The following is a 21,997-nucleotide window of genomic DNA, read 5'->3' on the forward strand; positions in this document are numbered from 1 at the left end:
TCTGATTTTAGCAAAAGTTTATGACAGATAGAATTGAAATATCAATTATGACCAGTAATTTGAAAAGAAAAAAAATGAAAGCTATAGGTTTTAAAAAATCACTATCCATAGATCAAGATCAGAGTCTTTTTGAATTTGAAACAAAAAAGCCAGAACCGGGAAAAAGAGACCTTCTGGTCAGGATAAAAGCAATTTCGGTAAACCCTGTAGATTATAAGGTAAGACAAAGCGCTGCCCAGGATGAAGAATTAGATGATCCAAAGATCATTGGTTGGGATGCTGCAGGAATAGTCGAGGAGATTGGTGATGGGGTGAAACATTTTAAGCCCGGTGATGAAGTATATTATTCTGGTGACATAACCCGCCCTGGCTGTTATGCCGAGTTTCAGAATATAGATGAAAGAATCGTTGGAAATAAACCAGAAAACCTGAACTGGCAGGAAGCCGCTGCCCTACCCCTAACTACACTTACCGCATGGGAATGTATTTTTGACAGGTTAAGGATCAGGGAGAATTCAGGCGAAGGCAAAAAGATTTTGATTATTGGCGGTGCCGGAGGAGTTGGATCTATAGCTATTCAGTTACTGAAAAATTTAACCAGATTAAAGGTTATAGCCACAGCATCCAGAGAGGCTACCAGGAACTGGTGTGAAAAGATGGGTGCAGACGAAATTGTAAACCATCATGACCTTTTAGAGCAGATGGCAGATCATAAGGATAATGTAGATTACATTTTAAATTTCGCCGATACCTCCGGTACCTGGGATGCCATGACCGAATTAATTGCTCCACAGGGAGGAATTTGCTGTGTAGTGAACACTACAGAGAATGTCGATCTAAATGCCTTAAAGAACAAAAGTGTAAGTTTTCACTGGGAACTGATGTTCACTAGAAGTATGTTCGAGACAGAAGATATGATAGCCCAGCAAAAAATATTGCAAAGAGTAAAAGAACTTGTTGAGGATAAAAAGATATTTTCGACCATGAAAAAACAGTTCGAAGGTTTAGATGCCGATGTGTTTAAAAAGGTACATAAGCTTCAGGAGTCTGGCAAATCTGTTGGGAAGAACGTTATCAGGTATTAAAAAATGATTCTAGATTAAAAATAAAAACCGGATAGCTCCGGTTTTTTTAATTTCTGAAAGAAGAATAGATTAACTATTCTTTTCAAAGGAGATCTTAGCGTTAACCGCATAAGAGGTAATGGCATCGCCATTTACCTGTGCCTTCATTTCCTTGATGTACACAGATTTGATATTATTTATGGATTTCGCTGCTTCTTTAACCGCATTCCTGGTAGCATCATCAAAACTCTTTTCAGAAGTTGCTATTACTTCAATCACTTTAACTATTCCCATAATTTCATATTTTAATTGGTTAATATTAATTCAATAATAAATTAGCCAATAAATCATTGCATTTCAAATGATTAACACAAGATTATAGATTATTAAGTAATCGAGATTTTTTAATGAGATTCTTTCTTAACCGGGATCAGGTAAACAGGGATTTCTGTTCTTTCCAGGATACGGCTTGCCGTGGTCCCCATAAGTACTTTCTCCAGAACCGAGTGACTATGTGTACCCAATACGATGAGATCTGCCTTCCATTTTTTAGCATAATCCAGAATAGCCGTTGAAGTAGGCCCTTCTGCCAGGTAGGTACTTACCCTGGGATCGTCCAGGTGCTTAGCCGCTGTTTCCAGGTAATTCCTGGCTACCTCACGCAGCTCTGAGATCACATTAAGATCCACCTGCATTTCATTGTAACCCTCATATCCCATAAAATTTGGGTAATTCACCCCATAATAACTAACATCTGCCAGGACATGGATCAAACAAACTTCTGCGCCAAGCTTTTTAGCGAGTTCGTATCCCTGGTTTGCTACTTTTTCTGACCTGGGATTATAATCCAGACCTATTAGAACCTTTTTCATAACTATATTTAATGATTGGTTCTTCTAAGTTAGGTAAAAAACGAATTATTTTGAAGTATTAATCATCAGGGTTTTCCGGCAAAAGCATCTACGGGTTTAATAAATGCTACATATAATAAACATGGGCCTTCATCATTGCAGCGGGCGTCATGAGGTTTTTTCTCAGGTCCGTAGGCATAATGCCCAGCTTTAAGTGTTTTGGTATCCTCCCCTTCATAAGTGACTTCCAGTTCTCCTTTTAGAAGGATCATACGTTCGGCAGAATTATGCCAGTGCTCTGGTATATTTGTACCAGGTTCAAACTTGAATAAGACATCTGCATTATTTTTCGATAAATCACCGTGAAGAAGAGTAACCTTACATCCATTAGGAATGATATCGGGACAATCGCCCCATTCCATATTGCCGTCTATTAAATTAATCGCTACTGAATTTTCAGTTTGGGCACTCACCTGGTTATAAATTCCAGGAATAAGAAAGATCAGGAGAAAAATAATCAATGATCTTTTGAGACTGTCAGACTTTGAAGAAACATCCATTTGCTTAGGTTTTAATTAAAAATAAATAAGTAAGCGCGGGAATAAAGTAGAATTGAAGATGGACTGAAGTTGTAAAATTAGATCTTTTCAATTCAAAATTAAATGGGGAAAACTTGGTATTCTAATTCATGTAAAAATCAACTGAAATATGACCATCGTCATCTAATTTGACACCCTAAATTTCAGTAAAGACTTAGTTTATAAGTATCTTTAAGTAGGTAATCCAATAAATCTTTAGTGTTATGAAAACAACAAGAGAATCGGCCAGAGAGGCAAGTCATAAAAACCTGGTTCATGTTCTTACAGATCTCCTGGAGAAGAATTATGATGCAGAGAAAGGCTATAAAAAAGCTTTAGAACATACCACGAATCCTGATCTTAAGAAATTCTTGAAGAATCAGGCCGTACAGAGAAATCATTTTGCCACAGAGCTGGATAAATACTTTCATGAGTTAAACGAACATCCTAAGGAAAGGAAAACCGGAACTACACTGGGAAGCCTCCACCGCTTCTGGATAGATTTTAAAAGTTCTGTAACCAGGAAAAATGATGAATCCATACTTGAAGAATGTCTTCGTGGTGAAAAGGCGAGTTTAAAAGAATACGAGGAAAAACTCGAAAAAAATATTCTTAATCCTAATGTTAAGCAAATGCTCGAAGAACATCGGGATAAAATTCAAAAAACGATAAAACAGATCAAGATCCTTGAAGACCTTGAAGACTAGAATAATAAAAGCCGGTAATTTACCGGCTTTTTTATTATTTAAAAGGTGATAAGTTTTTTAATTCTTTACCACGATTAGTTCTGCTTTGGCTCCTGTTAGGAGATTCCATTCCTTAACGGCGATCTGTTCTCCTTTTTCGCTTAATACTCTTAATTCTGCGGTATTAGGACCAGAACTTCCCTGGTTTAAAGCTACAAATTGAATGCTATTGAATCCATCCTGCAGGGTCACCAATATTGGCTGAAAACCTGCATGTAAACTAACGCTGGCCGCAACCAGTTCTCCATTCACTATGATCTGTACCTTATCGCCATCTATATATTGATGATCTCTACAATAGACTTCTACAAATCTTCCTTTGGTCACTACATTTCCAAGACTCTGATCTTTCCTGTATTCCTCTCTAATTTCCTTGTCCTTACTCCATTTCTTCTTCATCACATCGGCCTCGGTCATTAATCCATTAGGATTTTCTCTAAGATCGATCGCTTTGGGTTTTTCTTTTAAGAACCTGCTTTCAGTTTCGGTTTCCTCCCTTTTAAGAATAGGAAAACCTGTAGAATTAGATTCTTCAGCCTTAATAATAGGACCGGTATTCGTCGTACGCGGAATTTCTATTTGAGCTGTAGCCCCTAAACTCAGGCAAAACAGGCAAATAAAGAGTAATCTGGTTCTCATGATCTAAAGATTCGTATTGTATCTTTTATTATATCAAAAATACAGCCAATTTTTTAATAATCCAGATACGCTATCAATCCAATACATTTTCAAGGCCTGAAGGATCTGTTTTTAAAATTAAAAAGGACAATTGTCTCGGCTATAAAAAAGGATCCGTTCAAGTGAAGGATCCTTTGCAAATTCGACTAACAAATATTATTTATTCCGGAAAATCAGGATTTGCTTTCACCTCTTCGATCTGGGCGGTATGTCTTTCTGTATGTCCAGCCATAAAGAGAACGGTTTGGTAGGCATCGATCTTCCCGAATGGAAATTCGTTCACATAATTACGCATATCTACCTCGGCTCCTTTAAGCCATTCTACAATATCCTCCCTTTGATCTTCAAAAGCTTCCATGGCTTCATCTGCCTCAGAGAATTTTCCCGAAGGCTGGAATTGATCCTGGGTCTTTATCTTTTCGGTTCTATTGGTAATTAAAGCAACCACATCGTCATCACTCATTTTAATTTCTGATTTTTGAACCAGGTTCTCACCAGCCTGGATTTTAGCTTCGAGCATAGATTTTAAAGCACCTTCAACGGTAATGATATGTTCTACTATCTGCGCCACAGACCAGCTCTCATCATCTGGCTTGAATTGCATTTGCTCTGCAGAAAGGTCGTTCACGCTTGCCTCAAGAGATTCTTTGGTTTCATCCAGATATTCAAAAATATCTTTAATGTCCATAGAACCATTAGCAACTAATAGATCGTCCGATTCTTTTGGACATTCTATATTCCCTGCAGATTCTGGATAGAAAAAAGCAAGGCTCAAAAAAATGATCAATATTTTCATGATTAAGGTTTTAAATTATTCCCAGTTATTTATGTTTTAGAGTTTAGCCCGGATGGGTGTTCTTTATTTCTTTTTAAGCATGGTAACGTAGGTTCTTAGTTCTTTGAATTTCGAACCATCAGAATTTGAAAAAATGTACACATCGCAGAAAGCATATTTTTTCTTTTTCCCTGGTTCAACATAAAACTCAACGATACCTTCTACCACAGACTTTTCTTTGGCAGAAATAATCTCGCTTACTTTGATCTCTGTAGGTCCTCCATGACGCATTCTATCAAGAGATTTTTCAAAATCTTTCCTGCCAGAAATGGTTTTTTCGCCTATTATTTCCCACTTCACATCATCGGTGACACTTTTTGCAAGGAATTCTGTATCACAACTCGCAAAGGCTTCATTCAGCTTTTTTATTAGCGCTTCTCTCTCCTTCATAATTTCAATTATTTTGCTCGATAAGGGAAAGTAGGTTTCCCGCCGGATCTTTAAACCAGGCTATCGCGGTAGGTTGGGACCCACGATGTATCCCTTTGGCATCTGTTCTAATCTTGCCATCGTAGATCTCGAATTTCACTCCTTTTTCGGTAAGTTCATCCACCTGTTCTTCGATATCGGGCACATAAAAATTCAAGACCGTAAAATCTGCAGGTTTATGGTCCTGTTTAGGATAAATAAGAACTGAGCAATGCCCGGGATCCAGTTCCAACAGGCCCAATGAATTTTCTCTAAGATTGAGACCGAGTATCTTTCCGTAGAAATCTTTGGTCTTTTCCATATCATTGGTAGAAAATGTCGAAAAAGCGTCGCAATTCTTTAACATAAGCCTGATATTAAGTTTGTTACCTTATAAATTTACATTTTTATTTTCAAAATTATCACAGAAAGATTTTGCTTTAGAAATTGTACTTTTTTTATCAACTATTTGTTCCTGAATAGCATAACATCTGAATCCTTCTTCTCTTTTAAGTTCTATCTGGAAAAGCTTAAATTTGAGCTCTAATCAATTATCAGATCATTATGGAGGTTCAGGAAATCCTTAAAACCAATTCTATCGCGAACAGGTTCATTTCTCAACTAAGGGATACCAGTATTCAGAAAGACAGGATGCGGTTTCGAAGGAATATAGAGCGCCTTGGAGAGATCATGGCTTATGAACTGAGCAAGGAATTAGATTATGAACAAAAGGAGGTAAATACGCCTCTGGGAAAATCGAATATCCCCATGCCGAAAAATGAAATTGTGATCTGTTCTATTCTTCGCGCAGGATTACCATTACACCAGGGAATATTGAATTATTTTGACGATGCCGAAAATTCCTTTATTTCGGCTTACAGGCATCACCCAGACAATGATGAAAAATTTGAGATCCTGGTAGAATATTTAGCCTCCCCTTCCCTGGAAGGAAAAACCTTGGTTCTGGCAGACCCAATGCTGGCTACCGGAAGGTCTTTTGTAAATGTACTTGAAGCACTTAAATCAATGGGGAAACCAGCTAAAATTCATTTAGTATCGGTTATAGGATCTGACGAAGGTGTAGAATACCTGAAATCTGAATTTCCAGAAGACTCGAAACTATGGATCGCCACTGTAGACCACGAATTAGATAAGAATGGCTATATAGTTCCAGGCCTGGGAGACGCAGGAGATCTTTGTTATGGTAACAAAATGCAACACTAGAAGGGATAACCAATTGCGAAATTAAAAATAGGGCTTCCAAAGTCGTTTACCCATCGCTCACCTGCAGGTTCTCTGGGATCATGCAACGGAAAGGCCAGGTCGAATCTTATAACAAAACTCTGGATATCTATCCTCAATCCAACACCTGTACCTATTCCCAGTTCATTCATGAAACCTGAACCAAATTCACCCGATCCTTCACCGTCCCTGTTCGTAGTTTCAGGTCGCGCTTCTGAAGTCCAGATATTTCCTGCATCCACAAAGAAAGCTCCGTTCAAATAGGTCACAATTGGAAACCGGTATTCTGCATTTGCTTCTAACCTAATGTTCCCGGTTTGATCACGGTAGGTGATATTTTCTGTAGGCTCATCTCCCGGATCTGTCAATTCTGTAGGTTCGCTAGGATCGAAGGTTCCAGGCCCCAACGCTCTTGTTTGGAATGCCCTTACACTATATGGTCCTCCGGAGAAATATTGCTTGCTAAACGGGATAACATCAGAATTACCATATGGCAAACCATAACCGGCAAATAACCTGGTAGCAATGGTCTGCTGTTTTCCTAATCGTAAATGATATCTTAGATCAAGATCTAATTTAGCATACTGGGCATATTCCAGGCCTAAAACTTCTTTATTCCCGTCTTCAGCTTCCTTACCGAAAAGGCTCATAGTGTTCCCGGCCATATCGAAATTGGAATTCAGGAAAAAAGCATTCCTTTTCTGAGCATCAATCAAGCCATTATAAGTGAAAGAATAAGTAAGTCCCGCGATAAATTCCTGTTCAAAACTTCTTTCCAGGAAGGGGTTTTCATCAAGAATATCCTGAAATTCAGGAGTAACATTAGTAAGACTTACATAATTCAGACTTATAGGATTAAACTCGTGGGTCACATACCTGTTGGCATTCCAAAAATAACCAAAAGTAGAATTCAGCGATGCCAGGGTGAATAACTGTGTCCTTCTTAAATAATCTCCTCCCAGACTTATCTTGGTCTTGGGAATATCATACTTGAAATAGTTCTTGCTAAAAGTTATAGGAAACAACAACCTGGGAATGATAAGATCATTGGAAATACCTAACTGAAGAGAGTTACTTCCAAGGTTGTTGGCTGATCCAAACTGAAATTCATATCCAAGATTCGCCGAAATGTTCAAAGTTTCACCACCTTTAAATAAATTCCTGTTTACAAAGGTGAGCGCTAAATGCGGACCAGCAAAACTATTAGATTTAGTGACTGCCTGCAGTTCTGCCCTTATCGCTCTCTTTTTTAGCGGAGAAAGAAATATGTTCGCTTCAAGTAAACCAAGGCTATCTGTAGAAAGTGTATCGATTTCATCGTACCTGATGTTCACAAACTTATAAACACCAATGGTTCCCAGCCTACGGCTGGTATTCCTGGATTTTTCAGGATCATAATAATCACCTGTTTCAATGAGAATATAGGGATCCAGGTATTTAGGTTTAAAGAACAGGTCTTCCTGTAAATAGTTCTTGTTCTTATATCGCTCAAAGTTCTTGCTTAAAGAATCTTCTTCGATATTATTATTCGGGTAAACATTTACATTAGAGATCTTATAAGGGATCACAGATTTTGAAGGCACATCCTTCTTCAACCTCAGAAAAAGGTCAAACTTTTTCTTTACATACTGGTTGGTATCTGCTTCGAAGATCAGGAATCCCGGATTAAAATTATAATAACCATCCTTTTTAAGATGACGGTCTATACGTTCACGTTCCTGCTTCAGTTCAGGAAGATCAAAGGGCATTCCTTCTTCCAGCGTGGTCTTGTCCAGGTTTTCCTTAATATCCTTGTATACCAGCAGTGAATCTGAATCCAGCTGGTAACTCGCCATAGTATAGGGACTAGGAACATTTAAAGTATAAGAAGCCGAAGCTGTTTTTGCATCTTCATCCTCGGTAGTGCTTGAACTTACCCTGCTGTAAAAGTAACCTCTGTTCTCCAGCCGGTTAATTATAATATCCTCGGTATTATTGAGATCTACATCAGAAAGATATACTGGTTCCTCCCCTATTTTTTTATTCAGGAATTTATTAATGAATCCTGGTTTTTCTCTTTGGGCCTTATAATAGAAATATAAGCCCGGACGCATTCCCAGGAATTTCGAATTTGGCTCTGGCCTAAGTACATTATTTAACTCGGTGGTTAGCTTTGGTTTATTTACAATGGTACTATCAGATTCAAACTCGATATCAGCGCCGGTGTAAAGGAATTCATCATCAGGAATGAATTTCTCCACGCTACAGGATTGAATGAAGATCAATAGAATGATTATTGCCGGATACCTAATTCTCATCTGTGTTATTTTCTTCTTTTTTAGATTTATCTTCTTCTTTCTTCACGTTTTCCATTACTGCTTTCTCGAAGATATTTTTGAATTTATTGAATTCCCTGGTGAAAATTAAGGCTATTCCGCTCACCACCAGTTGGCCATCAACCACATTTTCATATTGGTTTTTACTAAATCCTTTTAAACGCCAGATTCCGCTTTTATCCAGTAAATAGGAAATACTCACATTCCCGATGACCGGGCTGGCCTCCTGCCCTTCCTGGCCACCGCCCTGTATATCGACCTCACTTCCTACTTCTACGATCAACCTATCTTCCAGAAATGCCTTTTGGGCGCTAATACCTAGCTGGGTTCTTTCTTCAGGACTTGTACCCTGGTAATCTGTAAAGCTATCGACATTAAAATTAAGCTGCACTCCGCTTTCTCCCAGAATCTTACTGGAAAGCATATTCAATTGATCAGATAATGCCGAATTAAGGTTATCCCTGGCCACCGCAAGCGTACCTCCCTGGCTGCCGTCGCTGCCAGATTCTGGGAAGAACCTGTTCAATACCAATAGTGAAAATACCTGTTTATTCAATTCCTGTTCCTGGTTGTTCAACTGCTGAACCCTTCCAAACACCTGTCCTCCGGCAACACCCTGTTCATCCTCTGGCATATCCAGATTAAAGGTAATCTTAGGCTGCATGAGATCTCCTTCAATATTCAGGTATACCAAAAATGGAATTTCCTGGCGGAATTGCTGATTCTCTCCCAGGTCTGAACTGGTAGTGCTTGAGGCCATTAAAGCTGAGGCCGAAGTTTCGACCCTGTAGATCGCACGTACATCCAGCTGAGCATCAAAAGGATCACCAGCCCAGGAAACACGGCTACCGTCGGCTATTTCGAATCTTCTTTTTACCAGGTTATAAAGGCTCATTTCATAGAAACCATCATTGATCTCGTATATACCGGTAAGGGCGGTGCGGCCGTTAGGATACATATTGAATATTAGGTCTCCCTCACCCTGTACCTGAAATTTATCCCCGGTCTCTTCATTAATGATAATATTGAAGGTAGCTCCTTTATTTACAGTGATTCTTGAAAAAATATCATAGCCGGAAACCACATAGGATTCTTCTTCGGTTTGAGATAGAATCGCATCGGGGTTTTCTTTATTCACAAAAATCACCACTCCATCCCTTTCATTGATCTGAAGCTCGGTTTGTGGCACCACATAAGTAAAATCTGTACTTTCCTTGATATCTACATTCATGTCTACCTCAGGAAGATTCAGGTCACCTTTGATCTGAGCATCTACGTCTACGACCGCATTTCCATAGAAAAGTTCATTATCCTCTTCGGTGGAATTCAATAACCTGAAATCTGTTGCCTGTACATCGAGATCGAAAGTTGGATTCAAAAGGTTTTTGGTGCCCAATTCCCCGTTTACGACCACAGAGTTATTGTTAGTATCGTTAATATTGAAATTATTAAAATATACCGCATCATTATCCAGGCTCAGCTTTTCATCTGGCAAGACAAAACTTGCATTCAACATAGCAATATTGAACTGCGCCGAATTAAAATTAACACTCCCCTCATATACAGGTTCTAACACGCTTCCATCTAAACTAAAGCTACCGGAAAAACTTCCACTGGCAATTTTTATTTCACCCTGAGAAAAACCTTCCAAAGCAGTCATTTGAATCTCATTTAGATCAAGCTGCATATCAATTTTTGCGGAAGGATCTGCTGCAGTATAAGTACCATTTAGATCAAGATCTACTTCCCCACCTTTGATAGCAAGATCAAAATCGTAATCGCTGAAACCTGAAGACTCGCCACTAAGGCTTAGCGTATTAAGATCTACTCCTAAGATTTCAAATTGATTGATCTTCATATCTGCCAGGATTCCGGTCTCACCAAATGGTTCTTCATAAACGATATTTCCGTTCAATTGTCCTGTTGCAAGTTTCTCTTCCGGATTCAGGTAATTTAATAAGGACGCAAGTTTAAAATTGTTGAAATCAAGACTTAAGTGTTCCTTCTCTACACCAGGTTTATCATTGCTCAAGCGCATTTCCTGGTTATTCCTTGATATCCTGAAGTCCTGGAATTCAAGATATTTTTCAGCAATACTTATTCTATTGCCATTATCTACTTGCCATGGATTCGAATTTAGAATGAACTCTTTGGGATCTAAATGGAATCTAAGGGTGTCTCCTGCAAAATCCAATTCAGAATTAAAATGGACTATTTGAGAATCTTCATAAAATGAAGAAAACTCGAGGTTAAGCTTCTGGTTAAGAACGTTGGCATTTACAACAGTTTTCTTAATAGCTAGAGGACCAGCGTTCAGCTCATTAAAAGCTAAATCGAAATTGAGGTCTTCGGTATCAGATCTCATAAATACTTCTAAACTATCTATCTCGCTACCATAATACAACACATGAGGCACCGAAACTGTTGCTTCTAACTCGCGTTCTTTTTCCCTGAAATCTATATTAACATCTATGGTATCCAGGTCTTCAAGATTAACCAGGAACACTTCGTTAAGAATTGGCGCCTGCCTTATCTTAGCATTTACTTTTAAATTAACGGGATTAGTTATAGAGTCTTCCTGGTAATTTTCGGTTATATATCTTTTTAAATGTCGGTTTATCGAATTAGCGAAATCGCCCGGACTGGCATTAGATTGCAGGTCCAGGTCTATCATTCTGTTGTCTATCTTCACAGAAGTGGTATCCTCTCTTACGTAGGCCGAAGCGTCAAACCTACCTAGTAAATAGGTTTCATTATTATAGACGGCAACTCCGTCTATAATGCTAGCCTCCATTTCATATTTGGTAGAATTACCCTCGAACCAGCCATCTAGCGTCAAACCGGTCTTAATTTCCTTTCTTGTAATGCCAAGTGCTTCCAGATCTGCTCCTTCCAGGACAAAATGAACATCAAATCTTGGAGAAACCGAATCCAGCTGAATCCTGGTTTCAGCATTCATATTTAAGTTATTGTCCTTATAATCGATATTTACAGGCCCGGCACCATTCTTGAGCTCTCCATTGATATTGATGTCCCGGAATTCATATCCATTATAGGTGAATGAAGATATTTCAGAATCCAGACTAGCATTAAGGTCGTTGATTGAGCTACCCTTTCCTGAAGTTTTGAGATTGATCTTTATTTCTCCCAAAGCTTCATTTTGAAGCAGGTTACCCAAAGCTATACTATCACCCTGCACTTCAGCATCAAAAACGATTTGATCTCCCATCTGAAATTCCCCATCTACATCCAGGCTTCCTTCTGAAGTTATGAGAACGGCATTAGTATTTATCTCGCTAGCAGTTCCTGAAAAACTTCCACTTAAAGAGACGGTTTCCGGCAATTTTACACCCAGGTCTTCCTCTTTTATAAATTTCACAAGATCACTCCTCTGAGAATTAACCTTGACATTGGGTAAACTAAAACTTAGGTTTTCGGGATCCTGGGCGTTTAAAATATTTCCATTTCCTAAGATCCTTGTATTGCTCCAGTTTAAATTAAGGTTCTGCAAATTGATATTGTTCAATTTCCCATTAGCACTAACATTTCCCCTAATTGGAGAACTTGCCAGCGCCTGCACATATTCATTATCCTTAAGATCGGGCTGAAAACGGTATATCTCGCTCAGCCTTAAATAAATATTATTTAGATCAAGATCGAGTCTTGCATTATCAGGTTTATTAATGAAATCACTGAAATTCTCATAAGCAATGCTAAGATTCCCCGACAACCGATTATTATTTACTGAAATATCAAGATTTGAAAATTCCATTTGTTCATCGGTAAGCCTGGCCTTGATATTAAACTTATTCAAATCAAGCCCCGATCCTTCCTGAAACTGAACCTTTTGAATATTAGCACTAGCCATAGCTTCTTCATAAAGGATGTTCTCGGCCTTAAATATCAAACTGTCTATTTCTACTGCATTGGCATTAAAAGTTCCTCTTTTTACCCTGGCGTCATTTACCAGGTATCTGAAGGAATTATTTTCAAGGTCTATACTGGCCAGGTCTATCTTCCACTGTGGCCATTCAAAAGGCGCAGAAGTACTCGTTGTATCATTCTGCTTAATGGAAGATTGTTTGGTTTTTAAAATTATATCAGAATCAGAAATTCCAATAAACTCACTCGCGATCATATTGTCTTTAAGGTCTAACCTGGATTTATCAAGGTTCACCTTGGTAATTAGGAAGCCTGTATAAAGCGAATCTGGCTTAGCATCATAAACTCCCTGTACATTGGATATTTTGATGTTACCGATTTCAAATACCGGCATTGGCGGAGCTTCGGTGTCGCTTTCAGGGAATGGCTTTGTCTGCACATAATTCACCATCGCATCGCGAAGGATCACATCATCTGCCCTGAATATCATATTCTGAAGATCAGTTTTTGTAAACTCCAGCAGGATCTTTTCGAATTTCACTTCCGCATCGATTCCGCTTACATCGTCTTTATAAACGACATCAAAATTTTTCAGATCAATATCCCCTATATTGATCTGCATTGGTGCAGAAGTAGTATCTGTAGCAGTAGCTGCCTGGGTGGTATCTGAAGCGTAGGCATTAGTTAGAAACTCATAATTAAATCCGGAGACAGAATCTTTCCTTATAATTCTCGCTTTTACATTATCGACATCTAAACCATCCAGTCCAAAACTATTTCCTTTTATCAAAGGCATTATAGGGATATTCGCAGACAAACTACCGGCGTAAATGACGGTATCACCCTCAGGTGTTTTGATTAGAAGTTCATCTACCTGGATATCACCATTAAACTTAATAAAGAGCCTTTCCAGGGTGATATCACCACCGGTTTTCTTCTCTATGGAATTTATTACCTTATCCTTTATGATATTCTGTCCCCAAGGACTACGCACAAATAAGATCACAAGAAGCAAGAAAATAAGTATCCCGAGGAATACTTTTCCCAGTATTTTCAATACTTTAAATGCCTTCTTTTTCTTATCTGACAATATGTGAATTTTTGGATTTCTCAAAGTTATCGTTTCGAGATTATTTCAGGAAGTTTAATCGCTATAATTCTGGTAAACTTGTGTTAAATCGCCTTCTACACTGGGTATTACCAGAATTAATTAAAGAATATTGAACCTAAAGTGTGGAGATATTTTACACATTTCCGGCCCTATTCCACAGTTTACAGTGTATTTCATCGATTATAAAAAGCCATTAAAATAATTTTTAATTCTGCCTTAATATTTTTGCAGGTACACGTAAAACCCTATCTATTAAAGAGAAGCAGCAGAATTTAGTTTGTTTCGGCACCAACTACAGGCCTGGAAATGGCACATTTTGTAGGAATGGCATTGTTATAGCTTTTGTATAAATGATTATTCGAACTAAATAATTAATCAAAAAGAACAAAATTTAAAAATCAGATTTATGAAAAGAGTAATAACAGTAACGGTTTTGGCAGCCACTATGTTAACTTCATGTGTTTCTAAGAAAAAATACGTAGCCCTGGAAGGTGAACTAAATGATACTAAAAGTACATTACAAAAAACCAGAGTTGAAAAAGAAGAAGTTGAACAAAAATATGCTCTTATAGAACAAAGAGTTGCAGATTATAATGCAAAAATAAATTCTCTTAGAACAGAAAATGAGGGAATGATGGAAATGAATGACCTAACGGTGATGTCTAAGAATACAAAAGATAAGATGCGTAGCACTATCTCCAAGATGGACCCGGAAAAAGTTAAAGGAGCTGAAACCCTTGAAGATTCTATCAACCTTGCGGTTTCTTACAACCTTAAGCAAAATATCTCTGAAGGTGCAGATGAAGATGATATCGATATTAGCGTAGACGAAACAGTAGTAATGATCAATGTTTCAGACAAACTTTTATTTGGTAGCGGTAGCTATAGAGTGACTAAGGAAGCTCAACCATTACTTAAGAAACTTGCTGAAGTAATTAATAGTGAGCCTGCTATGGAAGTGATGATCGAAGGTCATACAGACGATAGAACGATGGTAAAGGATTCTTACCTTAAAGATAACTGGGATCTTAGTGTTAGAAGAGCAACTTCTATCGTAAGACTTCTACAGGATAAATATGATGTTGATCCATCTAAACTAATTGCTGCCGGAAGAAGTAGTTACCAACCTCTTGTTGAGAACACCAACAAAGAGAATATGGCTAAAAACCGTAGAACAAGAATCGTAATTATCCCTAACCTGGATAAATTCTTTGCGATGCTTGAAGGTGATGCTTCAGTAGCTAAGAACTAAGAAACACAATCCACAATGTAAAAAAGGAAAGCGTAACTGCTTTCCTTTTTTTTGCAAACAGGTTTAACTAGATTTTAACCCGTCATTTAGCAACATCCCTGTATTATTCTTTAAATTATAGATGAACCAAAAATGACAGATGATGAAAAAGGAAGTAAATAGACCAAATGAAGAGGTAAAAAAATCTAAACCTGAGGATCTGCCTTATAATCCTGAGGTAACTAAGGAAGACAAACAGGCCCTGAACGAAAAAGGTCGTAGTATGAATAAGGGACAGGACAAAGATCTGGACCGGAATAAAAAAGTAGATTTTACAGCTGAGGAAATGGATGTTCCGGCGAGCAACGATGCGAAACCTGGGAAAAGATCTGAATTAGTTGATGAGGAAAATATGCAATACAATGAAAAAGGCTCGAGACCCGATCATAAAAAGTCTACAGATCATCCAAAGTCTGACGAAAAGATCTAAAAATTAAGCCGCTATATCTATAGCGGTTTTTTTTATAAGAAATAATACATTATTGAACTTACCAGTAAACCTAGAATGGCTACGATCCCGGTCATAAGAGTCCATGACCTGAAAGTTTGTTTTTCGGTAAGACCAAGATATTTTCCTACCAGCCAGAATCCACTATCGTTCACATGAGAAAATCCGGATGCACCTGCAGCGATCGCAATTACTATTAAAGCGATCTCTGATGGAGAAAGTGCAGATGATGTTAAAACTGGGGCTGTAATTCCGGCAGCTGTGATCATAGCAACCGTTGCAGAACCCTGTAGAAGCCTGACTAATAAAGCTATAGTAAATCCAAAGAATAAGGGATTAAAAAAAGTTCCCTGAAGGGATTCTGCGATCATCTCCCCTGCACCTGTTCTTATGAGTATTTGCTTAAATGCACCACCAGCTCCTGTCAATAAAATAATGATCCCGGCAGCTTCGAAAGATTTCATGGCAGTCTTGTTCAAAAATTCTTTTCCCGCTCCCCTTTTTATTCCAATAAAATACCACGCGAGAAGGTTCGCAATTATGAGCGCTGTAAAAGGATGTCCCAATAAATTGATCAGATACAATAAAGGACCTGAAATAAAACCTTCTGGAAATAAAGGGCTGGTTAGAACCGTATTAAGAACGATAAGAATAATTGGTACACATATAATTGATAATATCAGTCCTGGCGATGGCAGATCATTGTCTATATCTGTATTGGGTTCCGTAAATGACGGTGGTGTGATATTAATTCTTCTGGAAATGAACTTTGCAAAAACAGGTCCGCTTATAATCGCCACTGGAATACCCGTAAGAATTCCGAACAGGATTACCCATCCAAGATCTGCTCCCAGAATGTCGGCGACCGCTATTGGCCCTGGTGTAGGTGGAATGAAGGCATGCGTGATGGTAAGACCGGCAAGTAGCGGCATGGCGTATAATATAAGAGACTTTCCAGTTTTTCTACTAAGGGCATAGGTTACCGGAATCAGGATAATAAAGGCTACATCAAAAAATACAGGGATGGCTACAAGAAACCCGGTTAGCATCATCGCCCACGGAGAACGTTTTTCTCCAGTCTTCTGAAGTAAATATTTTGCGAGGCTGTTCGCGCCCCCAGATTGCTCCAGGATTCCGCCAAATAATGCACCTAAACCCACCACCGTAGCTACAAAACCTAAAGTACTCCCCATCCCCTCCTGCATGGTAGTAAGTATTTCAGAAGCTGGTAAGCCTGCAAAAATCCCAACCAGTATACAGACGATAAGCAATGCCAGGAAAGCCTGAATTTTGAGTTTTAGAATAAGGAATAACAATATGGCAATTCCGCCAAGAACGGCGAATAAAATTTGAATATCCATAGGCTATTCTGGTTTCCAGTTTGAATGAAAATATTCACCCCTGGCTTTATCTATTCTCTCATAAGTATGAGCACCAAAATAATCTCTTTGTGCCTGTATAAGATTGGCCGATGTATTTTCCCTGGTGAAACTTAGAAAGTAATTTAAAGCTGAGGAGCTTACCTGCATCGGGCAACCTCGTGATAACATTGCAGGTACTATTCGCATAAATATTTCGTGGTTTTTCTTTAAATCTTCGGCAATATCAGGATATAAGAGTAAATGTTTACTTTTTTCGGAATCGTAGATTTCAGATAGCTTCTCCATAAATGAAGATCGAATAATACAGCCATTGGTCCAGATCCTGGCGATCTCAGAAAAATTTAAATTCCAGGCATATTCCAAAGAGGCTATTCGCAACAATTCAAAACCAATACTATGGTTAATTACCGAAGCTGATCTATAAGTTTTATAAAGTTCATCATCGCTGATTTCCAGACTATCTTTACTTTTTATCCTGTATAATTCCTTAACCTCATTTTTATGCGGTTTGAAAGCAGAAATATTCCTGGCAAAAACTGAAGCTGTAATCGTGTCCAGGGAAACTCCAACCTCAAGTGCTGCATTGGTAGTCCAGCCACCAGTACCTTTTTGACCTGCTATGTCCAGCACTTTATCCAGCAGATATTTATTATTTTCCTTTTTTATTAAAATGTCGGCCGTGATCTCCAGAAGAAAGCTTTTTTCCTTCAAATTCCACTGTTTAAAAAGTTTGGATATCGCTTCCGGTGAACGATCCTGGAAAAACCTCATAAAATAATAGAATTCCGCGATAAGTTGCATTTCTCCATATTCGATACCATTATGCACCATTTTCACATAATGACCGGAACTTCCAGGCCCTATATAAGTACAGCAAGGTTTCCCGTAGCGATCCTTAGCTGCAATACTACCTAATAGGTTCTTTACACTGTTATATCCTTCTCTGGTACCTCCAGGCATGATAGATGGACCATTCAATGCTCCTTCTTCACCTCCAGAAATACCAACACCCATGAAGTGTATTCCTAATTCGCTTAATTTCTCCAGTCTATTTGCGGTATCCTTAAAATGAGAATTCCCTCCATCCATGACAAGATCACCGGACTTTAAAAAAGGAATTAGTTTTTCAATGGTTTCATCTATAGGATGACCCGCTTTGATCATTAAAAGTATCTTCCTTGGAGACTTTAAACTAGAAACAAATCTTTTAAGATCATCAAAACCATGCAACTCATATTCATCTGAATAGTTATCTACAAAATTTTGAGCTATATTTTCTTCTATTTCACCTTCACGCCGATTATAGACCGAAACTGAAAAGTTTTTTCCAGCCATATTCAAAGCAAGACTTTTACCCATAACCCCAAGGCCTATAATTCCAATTTCGGGCCGAGGCAGTTTTTGAATAATTTCTTTTATCGAGTCCTCCGGAGAGCCTTCAACCTTTATATGTATGCCATAGTCTGGTGGCTCAAGGGTATCATATTGTGATTTTAAAAGATCGGCATTAAAGAAATGCAATTTCCTTTGCCTTATCCTGTCTTCAATTACGCTGAAATCTTCATATAGAAAGATCCATTCAAGATTTTTATCAATATCACCGGCGAGTTGTTTCCGGTATTTTTCTTTTAAGGCAGAGCATGCCAGAACACCACCGTTTGAATCCTGCCATTCCGGAATTAATGAGCTCATTTTACGAAGCCATTCTTCCCTGTCTAGATCGGTTAAGGGAATGCCATTCTGCATCTTTTCCCTATTTGAATCAGAATGGAAATTGTCGGCATCGTAGAATGGAACGGAAAGTTCTTCTGCCAGCATCATTCCAAGGGTGGTCTTCCCCACACCAGACACTCCCATTAAAATATATACCTTATTCAAAATGCAGCTATTTTTTATTCTGCAAAAGGTAATCCAAAGAATACTTTCCTCCTCCACAGATTACCAATAGTAAAAACCCGAACATAAAAAGAATTGGCAATTCCTGTTTTCCAAAACCATCAGGGGCATGAACTATAAACGCGGCAACAGCCATGGTAATAACGATTGGTATCGCCGAAAACCTGGTGAGAAAACCAAAGATTATAAAAACAGAGCAAATGAACTCCGCGAAAACGGCCAGGGTAAAACTTATAGTTTCTCCCAAGCCCAAAGGATCTGCAAACACTATTTCTTCAGGACCAAAGAATTTTAAAAGTTTTGGGAATCCATGGGTAAGCATTAAAGCAGCAATGGCCATTCTAAAAATGAGCAGGCCAATATCCACGTTCACTAAATTCAGGTTGGTTTTGTAAGAATTCATCAGATTGAAATTTTAATTGTTTTAAAGGTAAAAAAATATAGTTCCCTCGGGTATAACTTTTTATAAAGAAAATCCTATTAAAATCTTTCTACGTGTAAGAACAATTGTTAAGAAGTATTTTATATAAATATGCATTTTATCGATATTATATTGCTTTTCATCGAAAAAATTAAATTAGAATTTATTATATTTATTCCTGTTGAGAAAAATATACTACATATTACCCCTTTTGTTTATGTTCCCTGCCTGGTTAATGGGACAGAATAGCGCTACTGCTTCCTTTACGGCTTCGGTAACGGTTATTGAGCCTATAGAGGTAAAAACAACCTCTCATATGAATTTCGCAAACATAGATGCCAGAGAAGGCGGTACAGTCATCTTGCATCCAGATAATACGAGGGAGGCGATAGGTAGTGTAAATCTTGAATCAAATAGTGAAGTTTCTGCCGCTGTATTCGAAGTAAATGGACAAAATGGTTATTCTTATGATATTGCTCTTCCGGAATCATCATATATACTTACAAACGGTTCTGAAAACATTACAATAAAGGATTTCCAAAGTGACTTTAGTTCGGGTAATTTTTCAGGATCTTCACAAAACGTCAGGGTTGGTGCGAGCATCTATATCAATCCAGATCAAGAACCAGGAGTTTATACCAGTCAAACTTTACTTCAGGTTACGGTAAACTACAATTAACGAGCTTCTTACAGAGAATTTTTCCTATAACAATTACTAAAGGGCGTTAAATTTAACTTCTTTTATGGAGTAAATAGGTTGTTCGTCGATTTTTCAGCCACTAACGTCGAATAATTTTTAGTCCGATTATATATAGCCCCATATTAGCCATGTTAAAACTATAATACCCCAAACTAATTAACTATGAAAAAGATTACTTTTATTTTAATGGCCTTAATTTCAGGTAGTGCATTTGCACAAGAGTCTACTGGAACTGCAGATGTCTTTGCAGAAATTGTAACTCCAATTACTATAACCGGTGGAACCGATTTAAATTTCGGAAGTATTGTTGCAGCTGAAGGTGGAAATGTTCGAGTAAATACAGAAGGAACGAGAACTTTTTCTAACACTAACATGGAAGTAATTTCAAGCTCAGCAATAACTCCAGCTACATTTAGTGTTACGGCAGCAGATGATTTCGCTTATAATATTTACATCCCTTCTACAGTTTTAACTGGAGATGGTGATGATATGACTGTAACTTTTACTCAAGATCTAGATGGTGAAACCGATGGAACAGCATCAGGTACAGGAGCAGCTCAAAATCTTAAGGTGGGAGGATTGTTAACTGTTGCAAGTGGGCAAACTGCTGGGACCTATCAGGGAGTTGTTACAGTAACAGTTGCATATCAATAATTGAAAGTAAATCAAGATATTAAGGACGCCGCCCTATTGTGGCGGCGTTTTTAATTTCAACTCTATATAATTAACCGTTATAAAAGATCAATGAAAAGCTCTTATTTTTTCATGTTTTTCTTAAGCATATTCACTACTGGCGTATTTGCTCAAAATTCATCCACTGCTACCGTTAATAGCAGGGCTACGGTTATAGATCCTATAAAGATTGATAAGACGGTAGACCTGGATTTTGGGAATGTAATAAGTGCCTATAACCCGGGACAGGTGATTCTAACACCAGACGGCTCCAGGGTTGCTTACGGTGTTCAGATCTCGAATTCAGTTCCCGGTACTGTGAATCCTGCTGAAGCCATTGTTACCCATGGCAATAATAATTACTCTATCACTCTGCCGGAAGAATTCACTCTGTACAATCAGGATAATCCGAATCAAATTTTGATCATAGACCGTTTTACCGTGCAACCTCAGGAAGGTAACCTTATAGATGTTATCAAAATTGGTGGAACCTTAAATCTAGAGGCCAACCAGGCTTCAGGATTTTATACCAATTCGTCGGGATTCAACGTAACGGTTTCCTATAATTAAAAAAGTTAGTTTATAAACAAGCGTCAATTCTATTTAATTACCTTTGAAACCAACTAATTAAAAGTAAAATCCAGCCCCCCAGGATATGTTTAAAAAATTACCTACGCCCCTATTCCTATTTTGCATTTTTATTTTTTCAAGTCTTTCAAATTACGCTCAGGGAGATCTTATGATCATGCCCAAGAGACTTGTTTTCGACGGTTCTGAACGATCACAGGAAATAAACCTGGCCAATACCGGTAAAGATACCGCTGTTTACGCCATTTCTTTTGTAAACTATGTCATGACCGAAGCCGGAGACTTTAAACAAGTTGAAGAACCGGTAGAAGGACAAAGATTTGCAACCGACTTTTTAAGATATTTTCCTCGCAGGGTCACCCTGGCGCCTAATGAATCTCAAACTATTCGTGTACAATTGACCCGTACCGGGAATCTTGAACAGGGAGAATACAGATCTCATATGTATTTCAGAGCTGTGGAAGAACAAACCGCTCTGGGTGCAGAAGAGACAAAAGAAACCGATGGGATTTCCATAAACATTAAAACTGTTTTTGGAATTAGTATTCCAATTATCATTAGAGAGGGTAAATCTACAACAGAAATAAATCTAAGTGATCTATCCTTAGATACAAATGGCGAAAAACCCAAGCTCAGCCTGGTGATCAACCGCTCAGGGAACATGTCTGTATATGGTAATTTAACGGTTAATCACATAGCTCCAAATGGTTCTCAAACAGAAGTAGGCCAGGTAAAAGGAATATCGGTCTATACGCCGAATGCAAAAAGATTCTTCAGTTTTGACCTAAGAAATACCTCAGAGATAGATCTAAGTTCGGGTACTTTAGAAGTTAGTTATTCTGAAGATGATGGAGGAAATTCGACAACAAAAGAAATTTCCTTGAAATAA

21 protein-coding genes are annotated in these 21,997 nt (G+C 38.1%); 9 read left to right on the top strand and 12 right to left on the bottom strand.

Going from position 1 to position 21,997, the window contains the following annotated elements; all coding sequences use genetic code 11:
- Nucleotides 1–74 precede the first annotated feature (74 nt).
- Nucleotides 75–1,085 (top strand): zinc-binding alcohol dehydrogenase family protein, encoded by a 1,011-nt coding sequence (locus C8P64_RS08085; RefSeq protein WP_108172211.1) that lies wholly within the window; start codon nucleotides 75–77, stop codon nucleotides 1,083–1,085.
- Nucleotides 1,086–1,154: 69 nt separating this feature from the next.
- Here the strand turns inward: C8P64_RS08085 and C8P64_RS08090 are convergent, their stop codons facing one another.
- From C8P64_RS08090 to C8P64_RS08100, 3 genes are all read right to left on the bottom strand, one after another.
- Nucleotides 1,155–1,358: a dodecin family protein gene (locus tag C8P64_RS08090; RefSeq protein WP_108171568.1), complete on the bottom strand. Its 204-nt coding sequence runs from the start codon at nucleotides 1,356–1,358 to the stop codon at nucleotides 1,155–1,157.
- Between the two features lie 110 nt (nucleotides 1,359–1,468).
- On the bottom strand, nucleotides 1,469–1,936 hold the full coding sequence (locus C8P64_RS08095; protein WP_108171569.1) for a universal stress protein: 468 nt from the start codon (nucleotides 1,934–1,936) through the stop codon (nucleotides 1,469–1,471).
- A gap of 65 nt (nucleotides 1,937–2,001) precedes the next feature.
- The gene (locus C8P64_RS08100) at nucleotides 2,002–2,475 is read right to left on the bottom strand and encodes a cupin domain-containing protein (protein WP_108171570.1); all 474 of its coding nucleotides are present in this window, start codon (nucleotides 2,473–2,475) and stop codon (nucleotides 2,002–2,004) included.
- Nucleotides 2,476–2,717: 242 nt separating this feature from the next.
- On the opposite strand from C8P64_RS08100, the gene C8P64_RS08105 reads away from it, so the two are divergent.
- Nucleotides 2,718–3,200, top strand: coding sequence for a ferritin-like domain-containing protein (locus C8P64_RS08105; protein ID WP_108171571.1), 483 nt, complete (start codon nucleotides 2,718–2,720; stop codon nucleotides 3,198–3,200).
- A 57-nt stretch (nucleotides 3,201–3,257) separates the two neighbouring features.
- On the opposite strand, the gene C8P64_RS08110 is transcribed toward C8P64_RS08105, so the two are convergent.
- The 4 genes from C8P64_RS08110 to C8P64_RS08125 all read right to left on the bottom strand — a co-directional run bounded on the left by C8P64_RS08110 (nucleotide 3,258) and on the right by C8P64_RS08125 (nucleotide 5,527).
- On the bottom strand, nucleotides 3,258–3,878 hold the full coding sequence (locus C8P64_RS08110) for a hypothetical protein (RefSeq protein ID WP_108171572.1): 621 nt from the start codon (nucleotides 3,876–3,878) through the stop codon (nucleotides 3,258–3,260).
- 199 nt (nucleotides 3,879–4,077) lie between these two features.
- Entirely contained in the window at nucleotides 4,078–4,713 is a 636-nt protein-coding gene (locus tag C8P64_RS08115; RefSeq protein WP_108171573.1) for a DinB family protein, read from the bottom strand.
- 63 nt (nucleotides 4,714–4,776) lie between these two features.
- Entirely contained in the window at nucleotides 4,777–5,142 is a 366-nt protein-coding gene (locus tag C8P64_RS08120; protein ID WP_108171574.1) for a nuclear transport factor 2 family protein, read from the bottom strand.
- A gap of 4 nt (nucleotides 5,143–5,146) precedes the next feature.
- Nucleotides 5,147–5,527 carry a VOC family protein gene (locus C8P64_RS08125; protein WP_108171575.1) on the bottom strand — a complete coding sequence of 127 codons (381 nt, stop codon included), beginning with the start codon at nucleotides 5,525–5,527 and terminating at the stop codon, nucleotides 5,147–5,149.
- A gap of 197 nt (nucleotides 5,528–5,724) precedes the next feature.
- On the opposite strand from C8P64_RS08125, the gene upp reads away from it, so the two are divergent.
- Entirely contained in the window at nucleotides 5,725–6,384 is a 660-nt protein-coding gene (gene upp, locus C8P64_RS08130) for a uracil phosphoribosyltransferase (RefSeq protein WP_108171576.1), read from the top strand.
- Here the strand turns inward: upp and tamL are convergent.
- Both tamL and C8P64_RS08140 read right to left on the bottom strand, forming a co-directional pair.
- Nucleotides 6,381–8,699 carry a translocation and assembly module lipoprotein TamL gene (tamL, locus tag C8P64_RS08135; RefSeq protein WP_108171577.1) on the bottom strand — a complete coding sequence of 773 codons (2,319 nt, stop codon included), beginning with the start codon at nucleotides 8,697–8,699 and terminating at the stop codon, nucleotides 6,381–6,383. The genes upp and tamL overlap by 4 nt on opposite strands.
- Entirely contained in the window at nucleotides 8,689–13,689 is a 5,001-nt protein-coding gene (locus C8P64_RS08140) for a translocation/assembly module TamB domain-containing protein (protein ID WP_108171578.1), read from the bottom strand. The genes tamL and C8P64_RS08140 overlap by 11 nt, the downstream gene beginning before the upstream one ends.
- Before the next feature lie 427 nt (nucleotides 13,690–14,116).
- Here C8P64_RS08140 and C8P64_RS08145 point away from each other — a divergent pair, with 427 nt between their 5' ends.
- Together C8P64_RS08145 and C8P64_RS08150 are read left to right on the top strand one after the other, a co-directional pair.
- Nucleotides 14,117–14,962: an OmpA/MotB family protein gene (locus C8P64_RS08145; protein ID WP_108171579.1), complete on the top strand. Its 846-nt coding sequence runs from the start codon at nucleotides 14,117–14,119 to the stop codon at nucleotides 14,960–14,962.
- A 139-nt stretch (nucleotides 14,963–15,101) separates the two neighbouring features.
- Nucleotides 15,102–15,431 (top strand): hypothetical protein, encoded by a 330-nt coding sequence (locus tag C8P64_RS08150; protein WP_146167198.1) that lies wholly within the window; start codon nucleotides 15,102–15,104, stop codon nucleotides 15,429–15,431.
- Nucleotides 15,432–15,463: 32 nt separating this feature from the next.
- Here the strand turns inward: C8P64_RS08150 and C8P64_RS08155 are convergent, their stop codons facing one another.
- Genes C8P64_RS08155 through C8P64_RS08165 form a run of 3 tightly spaced genes read right to left on the bottom strand, consistent with a single transcriptional unit; the run spans nucleotide 15,464 to nucleotide 19,130 of the window.
- Complete coding sequence (locus C8P64_RS08155; protein ID WP_108171581.1) at nucleotides 15,464–16,810, bottom strand: GntP family permease; 1,347 nt, start codon at nucleotides 16,808–16,810, stop codon at nucleotides 15,464–15,466.
- A gap of 3 nt (nucleotides 16,811–16,813) precedes the next feature.
- Nucleotides 16,814–18,709: an NADP-dependent phosphogluconate dehydrogenase gene (gndA, locus tag C8P64_RS08160; protein WP_245889679.1), complete on the bottom strand. Its 1,896-nt coding sequence runs from the start codon at nucleotides 18,707–18,709 to the stop codon at nucleotides 16,814–16,816.
- A gap of 7 nt (nucleotides 18,710–18,716) precedes the next feature.
- A complete protein-coding gene (locus C8P64_RS08165; RefSeq protein WP_245889680.1) occupies nucleotides 18,717–19,130 on the bottom strand; it encodes a DoxX family protein in 414 nt (137 codons plus the stop codon).
- A 199-nt stretch (nucleotides 19,131–19,329) separates the two neighbouring features.
- Between C8P64_RS08165 and C8P64_RS08170 the strand changes: the two genes are divergently transcribed.
- The 4 genes from C8P64_RS08170 to C8P64_RS08185 all read left to right on the top strand — a co-directional run bounded on the left by C8P64_RS08170 (nucleotide 19,330) and on the right by C8P64_RS08185 (nucleotide 21,997).
- Nucleotides 19,330–19,827, top strand: a complete 498-nt coding sequence (locus C8P64_RS08170; protein WP_245889681.1) for a DUF4402 domain-containing protein — start codon at nucleotides 19,330–19,332, stop codon at nucleotides 19,825–19,827.
- A 183-nt stretch (nucleotides 19,828–20,010) separates the two neighbouring features.
- Entirely contained in the window at nucleotides 20,011–20,502 is a 492-nt protein-coding gene (locus tag C8P64_RS08175; protein ID WP_108171585.1) for a DUF4402 domain-containing protein, read from the top strand.
- A gap of 90 nt (nucleotides 20,503–20,592) precedes the next feature.
- A complete protein-coding gene (locus C8P64_RS08180) occupies nucleotides 20,593–21,090 on the top strand; it encodes a DUF4402 domain-containing protein (protein WP_108171586.1) in 498 nt (165 codons plus the stop codon).
- An 85-nt stretch (nucleotides 21,091–21,175) separates the two neighbouring features.
- The gene (locus C8P64_RS08185; protein WP_108171587.1) at nucleotides 21,176–21,997 is read left to right on the top strand and encodes a fimbrial biogenesis chaperone; all 822 of its coding nucleotides are present in this window, start codon (nucleotides 21,176–21,178) and stop codon (nucleotides 21,995–21,997) included.

Source organism: Christiangramia gaetbulicola (genome assembly GCF_003054225.1).
GTDB classification, from domain to species: Bacteria; Bacteroidota; Bacteroidia; order Flavobacteriales; family Flavobacteriaceae; genus Christiangramia; species Christiangramia gaetbulicola.